This is a genomic window from Streptomyces sp. NPDC048258 (assembly GCF_043201995.1).
Classification (GTDB): Bacteria; Actinomycetota; Actinomycetes; order Streptomycetales; family Streptomycetaceae; genus Streptomyces.
Genome location: NZ_JBICZH010000004.1, coordinates 436,151 through 449,220, shown reverse-complemented (window position 1 = coordinate 449,220; position 13,070 = coordinate 436,151). Strand labels below are relative to the sequence as shown.

At 72.3% G+C, this 13,070-nt stretch carries 14 protein-coding genes; 5 read left to right on the top strand and 9 right to left on the bottom strand.

What is annotated here, in order from left to right; all coding sequences use genetic code 11:
- Window positions 1-134: 134 nt before the first annotated feature.
- Entirely contained in the window at window positions 135-1,094 is a 960-nt protein-coding gene (locus tag ACGFYQ_RS12700) for a LysR family transcriptional regulator (protein ID WP_393742899.1), read from the bottom strand.
- Between the two features lie 175 nt (window positions 1,095-1,269).
- Between ACGFYQ_RS12700 and ACGFYQ_RS12695 the strand changes: the two genes are divergently transcribed.
- Window positions 1,270-4,752 carry a M28 family peptidase gene (locus ACGFYQ_RS12695; protein ID WP_393743287.1) on the top strand — a complete coding sequence of 1,161 codons (3,483 nt, stop codon included), beginning with the start codon at window positions 1,270-1,272 and terminating at the stop codon, window positions 4,750-4,752.
- Window positions 4,753-4,905: 153 nt separating this feature from the next.
- Here ACGFYQ_RS12695 and ACGFYQ_RS12690 read toward each other — a convergent pair whose 3' ends face one another.
- The gene (locus ACGFYQ_RS12690) at window positions 4,906-5,052 is read right to left on the bottom strand and encodes a hypothetical protein (protein ID WP_393742897.1); all 147 of its coding nucleotides are present in this window, start codon (window positions 5,050-5,052) and stop codon (window positions 4,906-4,908) included.
- Between the two features lie 66 nt (window positions 5,053-5,118).
- Window positions 5,119-5,406, bottom strand: coding sequence for a hypothetical protein (locus tag ACGFYQ_RS12685; RefSeq protein WP_393742895.1), 288 nt, complete (start codon window positions 5,404-5,406; stop codon window positions 5,119-5,121).
- A 162-nt stretch (window positions 5,407-5,568) separates the two neighbouring features.
- Here ACGFYQ_RS12685 and ACGFYQ_RS12680 point away from each other — a divergent pair, with 162 nt between their 5' ends.
- Entirely contained in the window at window positions 5,569-5,775 is a 207-nt protein-coding gene (locus ACGFYQ_RS12680) for a PleD family two-component system response regulator (protein ID WP_393742893.1), read from the top strand.
- Here the strand turns inward: ACGFYQ_RS12680 and cynR are convergent.
- Window positions 5,760-6,671, bottom strand: coding sequence for a transcriptional regulator CynR (gene cynR / locus ACGFYQ_RS12675; RefSeq protein WP_393742890.1), 912 nt, complete (start codon window positions 6,669-6,671; stop codon window positions 5,760-5,762). The genes ACGFYQ_RS12680 and cynR overlap by 16 nt on opposite strands.
- A 128-nt stretch (window positions 6,672-6,799) precedes the next feature.
- On the opposite strand from cynR, the gene ACGFYQ_RS12670 reads away from it, so the two are divergent.
- On the top strand, window positions 6,800-7,405 hold the full coding sequence (locus tag ACGFYQ_RS12670) for a carbonic anhydrase (protein WP_393742888.1): 606 nt from the start codon (window positions 6,800-6,802) through the stop codon (window positions 7,403-7,405).
- 67 nt (window positions 7,406-7,472) lie between these two features.
- Window positions 7,473-7,943 (top strand): cyanase, encoded by a 471-nt coding sequence (gene cynS, locus ACGFYQ_RS12665; RefSeq protein WP_393742886.1) that lies wholly within the window; start codon window positions 7,473-7,475, stop codon window positions 7,941-7,943.
- A 207-nt stretch (window positions 7,944-8,150) separates the two neighbouring features.
- Here the strand turns inward: cynS and ACGFYQ_RS12660 are convergent, their stop codons facing one another.
- Window positions 8,151-8,561 carry a rodlin gene (locus tag ACGFYQ_RS12660; RefSeq protein WP_393743285.1) on the bottom strand — a complete coding sequence of 137 codons (411 nt, stop codon included), beginning with the start codon at window positions 8,559-8,561 and terminating at the stop codon, window positions 8,151-8,153.
- Window positions 8,562-8,668: 107 nt separating this feature from the next.
- Window positions 8,669-9,415 carry a class I SAM-dependent methyltransferase gene (locus ACGFYQ_RS12655; protein ID WP_393742884.1) on the bottom strand — a complete coding sequence of 249 codons (747 nt, stop codon included), beginning with the start codon at window positions 9,413-9,415 and terminating at the stop codon, window positions 8,669-8,671.
- 92 nt (window positions 9,416-9,507) lie between these two features.
- Here ACGFYQ_RS12655 and ACGFYQ_RS12650 point away from each other — a divergent pair, with 92 nt between their 5' ends.
- Window positions 9,508-11,001 (top strand): class I adenylate-forming enzyme family protein, encoded by a 1,494-nt coding sequence (locus tag ACGFYQ_RS12650; RefSeq protein ID WP_393742883.1) that lies wholly within the window; start codon window positions 9,508-9,510, stop codon window positions 10,999-11,001.
- Here the strand turns inward: ACGFYQ_RS12650 and ACGFYQ_RS12645 are convergent.
- From ACGFYQ_RS12645 to ACGFYQ_RS12635, 3 genes are all read right to left on the bottom strand, one after another.
- Complete coding sequence (locus tag ACGFYQ_RS12645; RefSeq protein ID WP_393742882.1) at window positions 10,998-12,149, bottom strand: serine hydrolase domain-containing protein; 1,152 nt, start codon at window positions 12,147-12,149, stop codon at window positions 10,998-11,000. The two genes, ACGFYQ_RS12650 and ACGFYQ_RS12645, sit on opposite strands and share 4 nt — an antisense overlap.
- Window positions 12,150-12,323: 174 nt before the next feature.
- Complete coding sequence (locus tag ACGFYQ_RS12640) at window positions 12,324-12,503, bottom strand: hypothetical protein (RefSeq protein ID WP_393742880.1); 180 nt, start codon at window positions 12,501-12,503, stop codon at window positions 12,324-12,326.
- Window positions 12,504-12,591: 88 nt separating this feature from the next.
- Entirely contained in the window at window positions 12,592-13,008 is a 417-nt protein-coding gene (locus tag ACGFYQ_RS12635; protein WP_393742879.1) for a YciI family protein, read from the bottom strand.
- Between the last annotated feature and the right edge of the window lie 62 nt (window positions 13,009-13,070).

Here is a 13,070-nt window from a genome sequence, read left to right as displayed (position 1 = left end):
CCGGCCCGCGTCACAGACGGGCCACTGGCGCGAAAGGTACGTGTGCGCGGACAAGCGGCGGTCATGGAGTGGGAGCACCTGATCAGGCGCCCCGGCCTGCTTGTTGCCGTCGGCCCACCGCCGGGCCGACGGCGTCAGTCGAGGGCCGGATGCACCTCCGGATGGGCGTCCCACCACTCCTTGTGGAAGGCGTTGTTGCCGACATCGGCCAGATACGCCCGGGCCGCGGCGCGGTAGAGCAGCTCCGCCTGACCGGCGGAGACCGCCGAGCGGTTCCAGGCCAGGCGGATCCGGCCGGAGACCGGGGCCCCGACGAGCGGGCGCATCACCGTGCCCTCCGCCGCCGGGGCCGTGGGCTGGCTCAGCGAGATCGCGCGGCCTGCGGCGATCAGGTCGTAGTGCATCTTGCGGTCGGTGATCCGGTAGCGCAGTGACGGGCTGAACCCGGCCTTCGCACAGGCGGCGACGAGGGCCTCGGGGCCGCCGTCGTCGTCCACCACCAGCGTCATCCACGACTCGCCGGCGAGGTCGGCCAGCTCGATGCGGTCCGCGCCCGCGAGAGGGTGCTTCGCCGACAGCCTGATGCAGAACGGCTCCTTCGCGATCAGCGTCCTGGCCACGGCCCCCTCGGGGAGCGGCACCTCGTGATCGTTGACCTCGCCGTACACGATGGCGTCGTAGCGGCCGGCGCCGAGCATCCGGGCCAGCACGGTCACCGAGTCCTCCAGGTCGACCGCGATCTCCCGGCCGGACATGAACAGGTCGGTCTGCGCCAGCAGTCCGTCGATCAGCACGAGCAGGATGCAGCCCAGCCGCAGCGGGGTGCCGGTGTCGATGGCCCGTGCCTCCGCGCCCAGCGCGTCCATCTCGCTGAGCACCCGGCGCGCCCTGGCCAGCACGAACTGGCCCAGCGCCGTGGGCTCCACCCCGCTCCGGCCCCTCACGAACAGCTCCCCGCCCGTGACCCGCTCGATGCGGCGCAACTGGGCCGAGAGCGCGGGCTGGGACACCCCGAGGCGCCGCGCCGCTCCCCCCAGACTGCCCGCCTCGGCGATCCGGCAGACGGCTTGCAGATGCCTCAGCTCCAGCTGCATCCGGGCAGCGTACGCAGCGCGCCGCCACCGCACCATAACGCGGGCCTTATCCCCGCCGGGATGTCCCAATCCCGTCATGTACACGCTCATACTCGGCCGCGAACGTGCACGCACACCCCCCACCCACCCCCCACGATCGGAGTGGACGTTGCAGCCCACCAGATGGACGGCGGCCGTGGCAGCGATGGCGCTGACCGCGAGCCTCGCCGGAACCCTGGCCGGGACGGCATCGGCAGCGCAGCAGGCGCAGCCCACACCGTCCCGGCAGGACACACCGGCCGCACGCGCGGTCGCCGCCGCGGACCAGGCCGTCGACAGCGGTCTCGACTCCCTGGTCAACTCCTCGCAGGAGCGGTACGAACGACGCCTGGTCACCCCCTGGGTGAAGGACCTCTACTCCGTCGCGTACGAGCGCAGCTACCGCGGCCTGCCCGTCGTCGGCGGCGACGCGGTCGTGCTCGCGGACGGCGCGGGCAAGGTACGCGCCCTCCAGTCGGCCTCCTCCGTACGGATCGACGTGGCGACCCGGCCCTCGGTCACCGCGAAGGACGCCGAGGCCACGTCGCGGGCGAAACTGGCCTCGGTCGACAAGGTCGAGAGCAGCCGGCTCGTCGTCCGGCTGAAGGACGACAAGCCGCTGCTGGCCTGGGAGACCGTCCTGACCGGCCGGACCAGGACCGCGCCCAGCAAGCTGCACGTGTTCGTGGACGCCCGCAGCGGCGCGTTCGTCGACAGCTACGACGACGTGGTCGCCGGCTCCGGCAACAGCAAGTGGAACGGTCCCGGCCCGATCACCATCGACACCACCAACTCGGGTTCCACGTACACGCTGCGCGACCCGAACCGGACCGGCCTGAGCTGTGCGGACTACAGCACCGGCACGGTCTTCACGAAGTCGTCCGACTCCTGGGGCACCGGCAACCCGACCAGCAAAGAGACCGGCTGCGTGGACCTCATGTTCGCCGCGCAGAAGCAGTGGGACATGCTCGGCCAGTGGCTGGGCCGCAACGGCGTCAGCGGCAACGGGCGCAGCTTCCCGGGCAAGGTCGGGCTGAACGACCTCAACGCCTACTGGGACGGCAGCTCGGTCACCATCGGGCACAACAGCGCCAACGAGTGGATCGCCGGCGTGGACGTGGTGGCCCACGAATACGGGCACGCCATCGACAGCAACACCCCCGGCGGGACCAGCGGCCAGGAGGCCGGGCTCGGGGAGGCCACCGGTGACATCTTCGGCGCGCTGACCGAGGCGTACATCAACGAGCCGTCCCCGTACGACACCCCGGACTACACGGTCGGCGAGGTCATCAACCTCCAGGGCCGGGGCCCGATCCGCAACATGTACAACCCGCCGGCCGTCAACAACGACCCGGCCTGCTACAGCTCGGCGATACCCGGCACCGAGGTGCACAAGGCCGCGGGCCCGCTGAACCACTGGTTCTACCTGCTCGCCGAGGGCACCAACCCGGGCGGCGGCAAGCCCAGCAGCCCCACCTGCAACCAGTCCACGCTGACCGGTGCGGGCGTCCAGAACGCCGGCAAGATCTTCTACGGGGGGATGCTGCTCAAGACCAGCAGCATGTCCTACAAGAAGTACCGGACGGCGACGCTGAGTTCCGCGAAGTCCCTCGACACCACCTGCGAGCTCTTCAACAAGACCAAGGCCGCCTGGGACGCCATCACGGTGCCCGCCCAGTCCGCCGACCCGACCTGTACCCCGAGCGGCCAGAACAACGACTTCTCGATGGCGCTGAACCCGTCGTCGGGCACCGTCCAGCAGGGCGGTACGGTCACCACCACCGTCGGCACCACCGTCACGACCGGCACCGCGCAGTCGGTGACGCTGACCGCCTCCGGCCTGCCGGCCGGCGTGAGCGCCTCCTTCAACCCGGCCACCGTGCAGTCCGGCCAGTCCTCGGTGCTGACCCTGACCGCCACCGCCAACGCGGCGCCCGGCGCGTCCACCGTCGTCGTCAAGGGGCAGGGGACCACCCTCTCCCACACCGTCGACTACGCGCTCAACGTCGGCGGGACCCTGCCCCCCAACGACCCGCCGGACATCAGTGTCGCCAACATCCAGGCGCACCTCACCCAGTTCAACACCATCGCCTCCCAGAACGGCGGCCACCGCCGGGCGGGCAGCGCCGGCTACACCCAGTCGCTGGCCTATGTGAAGGGCAAGCTGCAGGCCGCCGGCTACACGGTCACCGAGCAGAACTGCTCCTCCTGCACCTACCCGTCGAACAACCTGATCGCCGACTGGCCGGGCGGCCCCGCCGACCAGGTCGTCATGTTCGGCGCCCACCTCGACGGCGTCTCGGCCGGCCCCGGCATCAACGACAACGGCTCGGGCTCCGCGACGCTGCTGGAGAACGCGCTCGTCCTCGCCCAGAAGAACCCCACCATGACGAAGCACGTCCGCTTCGCCTGGTGGACCGATGAGGAACAGGGCCTCAACGGCTCCGAGTTCTACGTCAACCAGCTGAGCAGCGCCCAGCGCGCGGCCATCAAGGGCTACTACAACTTCGACATGGTCGGCTCCCCCAACGGCGGCTACTTCATCAACAACGTCAACTCCACCACCGCCGCCCCGCTCAAGGCGTACTGGACCTCGCTGAACCTGGCGCCCGAGGAGAACACCGAGGGCCAGGGCCGCAGCGACGACTACTCCTTCCAGCAGGCCGGCATCCCCACCTCCGGCTACGCGGCGGGGGCCAGCGCCCGCAAGACCTCGGCGCAGGCCACCAAGTGGGGCGGCACCGCGAACGCCGCCTACGACTCCTGCTACCACAGCGCCTGCGACACCACGAACAACATCAACGCCACGGTGCTGGACCGCAGCGCCGACGGTGTCGCGTACGCCGTCTGGAAGCAGGCCGTCGGCGGTGAGACGCCCGCACAGGACTTCTCCCTCAGCACCAGCCCGTCGGCAGGCACCGCGGCTCCCGGCGGCTCCACCTCCGCCACGGTGAACACCCAGACCGTGAGCGGCGCCGCGCAGACGGTGGCCCTGTCCGTCTCCGGCGCGCCGGCCGGCGTGACCGCCACCCTCAGCCCGACGTCCGTCCAGTCGGGCAGCTCCTCGACCCTGTCCGTCCAGGTCGGCGCGAGCACCGTCCCCGGCACCTACACCCTGACGGTCACCGGCTCCGGAACCGTCAGCCACTCCACCACCTACACGCTGACCGTCACGGGGAGCGGCGGCTGCACCCCGCGCCAGCTCGTGGCCAACGGCGGCTTCGAGAACGGCGCCGCCCCGTGGACCGCCACGGCGGGCGTCATCACCAACCAGTCCGGCCAGGTCCCGCACGGCGGCAGCTACATGGCGTGGCTGAACGGGTACGGGTCCAGCCACACGGACAGCGCCTCGCAGTCGCTGACCATTCCGTCGGGCTGCTCCTCGTACCGGCTCGCCTTCTTCCTGCACATCGACACGGACGAGAACGAGAGCGTCGTCTACGACCGGTTCACCGTCTCGGTGGGCGGCCAGACCCTGGAGACCCTCTCCAACCTGGACGCGAACTCCGGCTACGTCCAGAAGTCGTACGACCTCTCGCGGTTCGCCGGCCAGAGCGTCACCCTGAAGTTCAACGGCGTGGAGGACCAGTCACTGCAGACCTCCTTCGTCGTGGACGACGTCACCGTCCAGGTGAGCTGACGCCCGCCTGACCGCCTGAAGTCCGGCCCGGACCCCGCACCGCGGGGTCCGGGCCGGACGCACGTCGCATCATGCTCCCCGCCGACGGGCGGAGCCGGTCCTGCGGGGAGGCGCTCGCGCCCGCCGGGGCGGTAGGGACCGGACCCCGCACGGTCAGCCCGCTCCGACGAGCAGGATGACGAGGGCGAGCAGCACGAGCAGGAGGATCACTCCCAGGCACGAGAAGGCCAGGATCTTTCCTGTGCTGTGCTTCGGCGGCGGGGGCGTCCGCCAGCGCGGACCGGGCTGCTGCTGTGACATGGCTCCAGGGTCCGACAGCCCGGGCGTCGCCGCATCCGCGCCGGCGGGCTCCACCGCCGGCGGCGTCTACTTCCGCCGGGGTGTTCCCTTGCGGGGCTCGGGGGCGATGAGCGCCGTCATGCCGGGGTCCAGCTCCGAACCGTCGACGAGCACGGCCTCGACCGTACGCGTGACCGGATCGATGTCGGCCTCCATTCCCTCCCCGATGTAGCGGGGGTAGCCGGAAGCGCCCTTGGTGCCGGTCGCCTCGACCACGGCCGATCTCAAGGGGTGGTCCGCCTGGGGCGCGCCGGTCCGGTTCTTGACGTGCTCGGGCACCAACAGGATTTCGAAGCGCTGCGGCTCGGTGGTCATGGCCCGACGCTAGACACCGTCACTCCGGGCATGCAAGAACCCGTACGCTCTGTGAGGGCCACGGCGGGCAAATGTCACGAGGTCGGCTCTGTGACCGGCCGGCATCGGATGGAAAAAGGGCACCCCTGGTGGTCTGCGAGCGCACCGGCCCGGCCTGGACGAGTGGCGCTGTTCGAGGAGATCCGCCGGTCCCCCGATCACGGGCGGGTGCCGGTCCTCGCCCTGTCGCCCGCCGACCCGGAGTGCACGGCCCGCGCGCTGGAGGCCGGGGTGGACGACTGCCTCGCGAAGCCCTTCCACCCGAAGGAGTTCCTGACCCGCGTCGAGCGCCTGGCCCGGCCCACGGGCCGACGCTACGCCGGGCGGTAGCCCCGGGCTCCGACCAGCCGCCGGAGGAGTGCGGTGAAGGCGCGCGCCGCCGCGCTCTCGTAGGCGCTCTCCCGGCGCAGCAGGACGACCGTGCGGGGCGGGATGGCCGGGGCCAGGGGGACGGGTCGCAGGTGCGGGTGGTCGTCGGTGACCGCGTCCGGCAGGACGGTGACCAGCGGGGTGCGCCGGACGATCTCGGTGAGGGCCTGGACGGAGTTCGCCTCCACCGCTACGTGCGGCCGCACCCCGTGGGCGGCGAGGTACGCGTCGACGTGTCCGCGGGTGGCGAAGTCCCCGCTGAGCAGGGCAAGTCGGCGCTCCGCCAGGTCGCGTACGGGGAGGGCTCCGCCGGTGGGCGGGCGGTCCCCCGCTGCGTCGGCGGCCGTGACCAGGCCGAGGGTCTCGGTGAACAGCGGGGCCGCGGCGATGCCGGGCGGGTGCGGGCCGGCGAAGGCGAGGCCGAGGTCGTGGTCGTCGGCGAGCAGGCCGGCTTCGATGCGGTCCTGGGGCATCTCGCGGACGTCGACGGTGATGCCGGGGTGGGCGGCGTGGAGTCCCGCGATGAGCGGGCCGACGAGGTACGCGGTGAAGGTGGGGGTCAGCGCGAGGCGCAGGTGGCCGCGGGAGAGGTCGGCCAGGTCCGTCACGGCCCGTTCGGCTGCCGCCAGGTCCCGTAGGGCGCCGCGCGCGTAGTGGACGTACGTGGCCCCCGCGTCGGTGAGCCGCACGGCGCGGCCGGTGCGGTCCAACAGCTGGGCTCCCATGCCGCGTTCGAGTTGCCGCACCTGCTGGGACAGGGTGGGCTGGGAGATCCGCAGCTCCTCGGCGGCGCGGGTGAAGCTGCCGTGTTCGGCGACGGCGATCAGATAGCGCAGGTGACGCAGTTCCAGGGCCATGACAACAACTATAGATGGCACCAATAGCGATCATGGTTATTGCGTCTTGGACACAATAGATGCAGCTCATGCATGGTGGAACACGTCAAGCCCCCCCCCGGGGGCGCATCCCACCAGAGGGAGTGACCATGCACGATCCTTCGGACGGCCTGTCGGCCGGCGTCGCACGCTTCCAGCAAGAGGTGTTCCCGGCCAAGGCACGGCTCTTCGCCGACCTGGCCGAGGCCCACCGGCCGACGACCCTGTTCATCGGCTGCTCGGACGCCCGCGTGGTGCCGGAACTGATCACCCAGAGCGAGCCGGGCGAGCTGTTCGTCATCCGCACCGCCGGAAACCTGGTGCCCGCCTACGCACCCGGCCCGGACGGGGTGACGGCCAGCATCGAGTACGCCGTCGCCGTCCTCGGCGTCACCGGCGTCGTCGTGTGCGGGCACTCCGCCTGCGGGGCGATGACCGCCCTGGCCGAGGGCACGGATCTGAGCGGCGCCGCGTCGGTCGCCGGCTGGCTGAGGCACGCGGACGCCTCGGTGGCCCGTACGGCGGGCGCCGGGCCCGACCGGGTGGCCGCGCTGGTCCGCGAGAACGTACGCGCCCAGCTGGCGAACCTGGCCACGCATCCCTCCGTCGCCCGCGCCACGGCCGAGGGGCGGCTCACCCTGCGGGGCTGGGTCTACGACATCCCCACCGGCGGTGTCGTCGAGGTCTCCGACCCCACGGCCGCCGTCGCGCTCTGATCCGCCCCACCGGATCCGGTCCCTTCCCCCCCTCCCCGTTCCCCCGGTCCCGAAAGGACATCCCCTCATGCCGCACGCCCAGTTCGACCCCACCGCCCGCCAGACCCTCGCCGTCGCCGTGGTCGAGGCCAAGACCCGCGAGGACCTCACCTGGCAGCAGCTCGCCGACGCCGCCGGCCTGTCGGTCGCCTTCGTGACCGCCGCACTGCTGGGCCAGCACCCCCTGCCCGAGTCGGCGGCGAGGCCGGTCGCCGAGCTGCTGGGCCTGGACGAGGACGCGGTCGCGCTCCTGCGGACGATCCCGACCCGCGGCTCGATCCCCGGCGGCATCCCGTCCGACCCGACGATCTACCGCTTCCACGAAATGCTCCAGGTGTACGGGACCACCCTGAAGGCCCTGGTCCACGAGCAGTTCGGGGACGGCATCATCAGTGCGATCAACTTCAAGCTGGACGTGCGGAAGGTCGCCGACCCCGAGGGCGGCGAGCGCGCCGTCATCACCCTGGACGGCAAGTACCTCCCGACCAGGCCCTTCTGACGGTTCGGGACCGGGCCGGAACGTCGAAGAGCCTCCCGTCCGGTGGGACGGGAGGCTCTCTGACGTGAGGACCGGTGCCGATGTCGGCGGCCGTTCGGCCGCCGCACGCCTGGGGAAGGGCGGATCCGCGGATCCGGGGGGAACAAGCCGGGGCCCCGTGGGCACTCGCGCAGGCGTCGGAGGCCCCGGCTCGCAAAGGGGACTGCGTCAGCTGCCGGCCGAGAGGTTGCCCGACAGGACCGGGATGTTGTCCAGGATGTGCGAGAGCGGCTCGTCGCCCTTGGCCTGGGTGGAGTTCTCGGTGCACTGCTGGTTCTGCGGGTTCGACAGGACGTTGATGTCCTGGACACCGATGTTGAGGGCGGCGGCGATGGACTGGAGGTTGAGCTTCGCGGGCAGGCCGATGCAGGGCTTGTTCAGCGTGCCCTGGACCAGGCCGAGCTGCGGGCTCAGGTCACCGTGGGTCTTCTGGTTGCCGTAGATCTGCTGGGAACCGTTGCCGTTGACGGTGTTGATCCCGTTGTCGTTGCCGATGGCCATGGCCGGGGCGGCCACGGCGGCACCCGCGCCGACGATGGAAGCGGTGGCGGCGACGGTGGCCATGATCTTCTTGATCATCAGTGGTCCTTCATGTGTGCACGAGTGCATGGTGGTGAGCGCCTTGATCAACGGCCGGACCCACCACAGGTTCCGCTCGTTCACCCGAACAGCCCCCTGCCCACCGTTCACGGTCGCGCACCGTCGCGGACGGCCAGGCTCAGATCGACCACGTAGTGCTCCTCGACCATCCCGTCCCGGAACCGGCGCATGAGCAGGGCCCGTTCGTCGGCGAGGAAGGCGTCCGCGCCGGGCTCGCCGATGAGGAACAGGGAGTGCGTGGACAGCTTCGCCAGATGTGTGTCGACCGGGACGCGGCGCGACCACGGCAGACGGCGGGTGGTGAAGCGCAGTCCGCCCTGCGAGCGGGCCCGCTCGTTGATGTACCAGCCCGGGCCGAACCGCCTCTCGATGCGGTCCTGCTGCTCGGAGATCCATCCGACGGAGACGTCCGGATCGTTCGACCAGACCGCCAGCGCCCCGCCGGGGCGCAGCACGCGCAGCGCCTCGGGGACCGAGCGGGCGGGGTCGGTCCAGTGCCAGGACTGCGCGTAGGTCAGCAGGTCCACCGTGCCTGTGGCGAGCGGCAGTTGGTTGCCGTCGCCGCGTACGAGCGGCGTCCGCGGATTGCGGCGCCGGAACTCCGCGGCCATGCCCTCGCCCGGCTCCACCGCGATCACGCGGGCCCCGCCCGCCTCGAGCAGGGCGGTGGCGATGCCCGTGCCCGCCCCGACGTCGACGACCCGCGCCCCGGCCGGCGGGAAACCGGCCAGTTCCGCCAGGTTCGTGAGGAGCGCGGGCGGGTACGAGGGGCGGTGGTCGGCGTAGCGCGCGGCCGCGGCGCTGAAGGAACGAGCACGGGATTCGGTCGTCATGCCGTTCATGATGCCGAGGGATCGGGGGTCCCGGCAGGGGGCGCCAGGCCTGTACGGTGCGTCGGCGGGACGCGGAGAGAGGCGGGTCGCGCATGGTGGCGGCACGGTATGTCACGGAACTGGCGGGGGCGTTGGAGCGGTACGCGGACCGGCCCGCCATCGGTGTGGGGCCCGCCGTGAGGACGTACGCGGACGTGCTGGAGGACACCTGGCGGCTCGCCGGAGCGCTCGCGGAAGCGGGTGTCGGGCACGGATCGGGGCTCGCCTGTGTGGCGGGACGGAACCGGCCCGAGATGCTGCTGGTGCGGCTCGCCGCGCACGTACTGGGGGCGCGGCTGACCCAGGTCCTCGCCGGACCGGCCCTGTACGGGCTGGAGTTCATCCTGCGGGACTGCCGGCCGGACCTGGTGCTGCACGACGTCCCGGTGCCCGACACGGGCGCGCCCCGGCTGGACCTGGACGAGGTGCTGCGGCGGGCGGCGGGTCGTGCGGCTGTCGCGGTGGCCGTTCGGGCGCGGGAGGACGACGTGGCCCGGGTGACCTACACCGGCGGGACGACGGGTCTGCCCAAGGGGGTGGCCTCCACGTTCGGCGCGATGGCCGCGCGCAACACCGTACGCCCGGCCGGGTGGGCGGAGCCGGTCTACCTGTCGGTCACCTCACTGGCGCAGCGCTCCGGCGGGCGCTCCCTGGAACAGCTGCGGGCCGGAGGCAGGGTGGAGGTCCTCGACCCGTTCGGACCGCGGGAGTTCGCCGCCGCCTGCCGGCGCCTGCGGCGGGTGTCGACGTACCTGACGACCTCGATGGTGTACCGGCTGCTGGACGACCCCGCGACCGCCGCGGGTGTGCCGGGGCTGGAGGTGGTCTCGTACGGCGACTCGCCCGTCCTTCCCGCCCGGCTGCGCGAGGCGGTGACCCGCTGGGGCGGGCGGTGGCAGCAGGGCTACGGCATGAACGAGGCGGCGGTGATCTGCCGTCTCACGCCCGCGGACCACGATGCGGCGGTGGCGGACCGGCCTGATCTGCTGGCCTCCGTGGGGCGGCCCGTGGCGGGCGTGGAAATCGAGGTGCGCGACGGGGACGGGACCTCGGTGGACACCGGGCGCACGGGGGAGGTGTGGATCCGGTCTGCGGCAATGATGGCGGGGTACTGGGGCCGGCCCGGTCTGACGGAGTCGGTCCTGCGGGACGGTTGGCTGCGGACGGGGGACCTCGGGCACCTCGGCGAGGACGGCTACCTGTACCTCGACGACCGCGTCAAGGACGTGGTGATGGTCGACGGGGACAACGTGTACTGCGTGCCCGTGGAAGCCGTGCTCGCCCGCCATCCGGCCGTGGCCGAGGCGGTGGTGGTCGGCCGGCACAGCGATCTGACGGGCGAGGAGGTGTGCGCCTTCCTGGTGGCGGCGCCGGGGTGCGCGCCCGGCGCCGAGGTGGCGGACGAGGCCTGCGGCCTCGTCGAGCGGGAGCTGTCCCCGGCGCACCGGCCGACCGCGGTGTTCTGGGAGGAGGCGATCCCGCTGACCGCCCGGGGGAAACCGGACAAGCGCCGCCTGCGGGACCGCGCGGCCGGCACGGGCCACTAGCCCTTCGCGGCGTAGGTCCAGAACTCCTGCATCAGCGGTGGCGAGGCCGGGCCGCCCAGTTCGCGCTGGGTGAGGAGGATGGTGACGGCGCCGGTGGCGGGGACCACGTGGGCGGCGGTGCCGGTGCCGCCGATCCAGCCGTAGCGGCCGGGCACGTTCCACGGGTCGAGGAGCGCCACGTCGACCGAGCCGCCGAATCCCCAGCCCTGGCCCTCCAGGAAGAGGGCGCCTCCCTCGCGCTGCTCCGCCGTGAGGTGGTCGGTGGTCATCTGCCGTACGGATTCCGGCCAGAGCAGGCGCCCGCCCTCGTACGCGCCTTCCGCGAGCAGCATCCGGCCGAAGGCCAGCCAGTCGTCGGCGGTGGAGACCAGACCGCCCGTTCCGGAGGGGAAGGCGGGCGGCGTGCTCCACTGGCCGTCGGCGGCGTCGACGAGCTCCAGCGGGCCGCCCTCCTGCGCGGCGCGGTAGTAGCCGGTGAACCGGTGGAGCTGGTCGTGCGGTACGGCGAATGCCGTGTCCCGCATGCCGAGCGGCTCGAAGACGCGCTCAGCCAGGAGGTCGGGGAGGGACTGTCCGGCCGCGCGGGCGATGAGGACTCCGAGGATGTCGGAGCCGGTGTTGTAGAGCCACACCCGGCCCGGCTGGTGGAGGAGCGGGATCCGGGCGAGGGCCGCCATCCACTCGTCCGGCGCCGCGATCCGCTGGGGATGCGGCGGTCCCTGCCCCAGCTCGCTGAAGAGCAGGCGGACGGCGGGCAGCGAGAAGTCCGAGGGGAAGCCGTGGCCGGACCGGAAGGTGAGGAGGTCCTCGACGGTGATCGGGCGCTCGGCGGGGACCACGTCGTCGACGGGTGAGGACGGCGTACGGACGACCATCGGCGCCGCGAGTTCCGGAAGCCAGCGGGTCACCGGCGCATCGAGGGCGAGCAGGCCGTCCTCGATCATCGTCATCGTGGCCGCGGCGGTCACCGGCTTGGTGAGCGAGGCGATCCGGAAGAGGGAGTCGCGTGCCATGGGCGCGCCGCCGGAGGCGTCGAGGGAGCCGACGGCCGCCACCTCGATGTCCTCACCGCGGGCCACCAGACCCACCGCGCCGGGCAGTCGGCCGTCACCGACGTGGGCCTCCAGGAGGCTGCGCAGATCGCTCATCGTCCACTCGTCTCGTACGTGCGGGGCGCCGGGAGGGAGGGGCCGGCGCGGGTGCCCGCAAGGAAGACTGCCGCCGGGCCGGGAATTCATCGGTCCGATACGGCGCGACACGCCACGCCACGATCGGCGGGGGCGTGATCGGCCGGGGCGCGGTGGACGGTCGGCGGGGGGCGGCTACGCGGCGGGTACGACCGAAGCGCGTATGGCGGCGGCCCACTCGGCCAGCAGCATCGCGTGCCGCACGCGCTCGGCGTCGGACAGGCGGCCGTCGGCGCGGGCGAAGAGGCCGCGGATGTCGGAGTTGATCTCGGCGAGGGGACGCTCGGGGGCGGGGTTGTCAGGGGTCGGACTCACGTGATCAAGAGTAAGCGGGAGGTCCGACAACCGTGACGGGTGTCCGGCATGCGGACGCGAGCTTCCGGATGGCGGAGGGGGCGGGCCGTCACGCCTCGGTTTCCGGGCCGCTGTCCACGGGGTGGACGACGACCGGGTAGGCCGGCGTGCCCTCGGGGACCGGGCAGGCGTAGGCGCGGGCGGCGATCTCGGCGGCCCGGTCGAAATCGGGGACGTCGACGACCCAGTAGCCGGCGATGACCGCGCTCGTCTCCCCGTACGGCACGTCGGACACCACGGGGGCGCCGTCGGCATCGGCGGTAACGAGGCGGGCCCGGCGGGGTTCCGCGAGTCCCTGCGCGTCGACCAGCTCGCCCGCCGCGGTCAGCTCGTCGTTCAGCGCTCCCATGTGGTCGAACATCGCCTTGAGCTGCGCCGCGGACCAGCCGGGGCTGTCGCCGCTCGCCTTGCCGCTCATGGCGTCGTAGTCGGCCTGCTTGCCCAGAACCATCAGCATGTACTTCATGGGGTGCCACTCCTGGCGCTCGTCACGGTCCCTCCCCTGCCCTCCCCTTGCGACATGCCGGT

What these genes read in the sequence shown, in the direction of transcription:
- ACGFYQ_RS12635 (WP_393742879.1), bottom strand. Translation starts at nt 13,008, where the DNA reads ATGAAGTACATGCTGATGGTTCTGGGCAAGCAGGCCGACTACGACGCC.
- ACGFYQ_RS12655 (WP_393742884.1), bottom strand. Translation starts at nt 9,415, where the DNA reads ATGACGACCGAATCCCGTGCTCGTTCCTTCAGCGCCGCGGCCGCGCGC.
- ACGFYQ_RS12670 (WP_393742888.1), top strand. Translation starts at nt 6,800, where the DNA reads ATGCACGATCCTTCGGACGGCCTGTCGGCCGGCGTCGCACGCTTCCAG.
- cynS (WP_393742886.1), top strand. Translation starts at nt 7,473, where the DNA reads ATGCCGCACGCCCAGTTCGACCCCACCGCCCGCCAGACCCTCGCCGTC.
- ACGFYQ_RS12690 (WP_393742897.1), bottom strand. Translation starts at nt 5,052, where the DNA reads ATGTCACAGCAGCAGCCCGGTCCGCGCTGGCGGACGCCCCCGCCGCCG.
- ACGFYQ_RS12645 (WP_393742882.1), bottom strand. Translation starts at nt 12,149, where the DNA reads ATGAGCGATCTGCGCAGCCTCCTGGAGGCCCACGTCGGTGACGGCCGA.
- ACGFYQ_RS12650 (WP_393742883.1), top strand. Translation starts at nt 9,508, where the DNA reads ATGGTGGCGGCACGGTATGTCACGGAACTGGCGGGGGCGTTGGAGCGG.
- ACGFYQ_RS12660 (WP_393743285.1), bottom strand. Translation starts at nt 8,561, where the DNA reads ATGATCAAGAAGATCATGGCCACCGTCGCCGCCACCGCTTCCATCGTC.
- ACGFYQ_RS12700 (WP_393742899.1), bottom strand. Translation starts at nt 1,094, where the DNA reads ATGCAGCTGGAGCTGAGGCATCTGCAAGCCGTCTGCCGGATCGCCGAG.
- ACGFYQ_RS12685 (WP_393742895.1), bottom strand. Translation starts at nt 5,406, where the DNA reads ATGACCACCGAGCCGCAGCGCTTCGAAATCCTGTTGGTGCCCGAGCAC.
- cynR (WP_393742890.1), bottom strand. Translation starts at nt 6,671, where the DNA reads ATGGCCCTGGAACTGCGTCACCTGCGCTATCTGATCGCCGTCGCCGAA.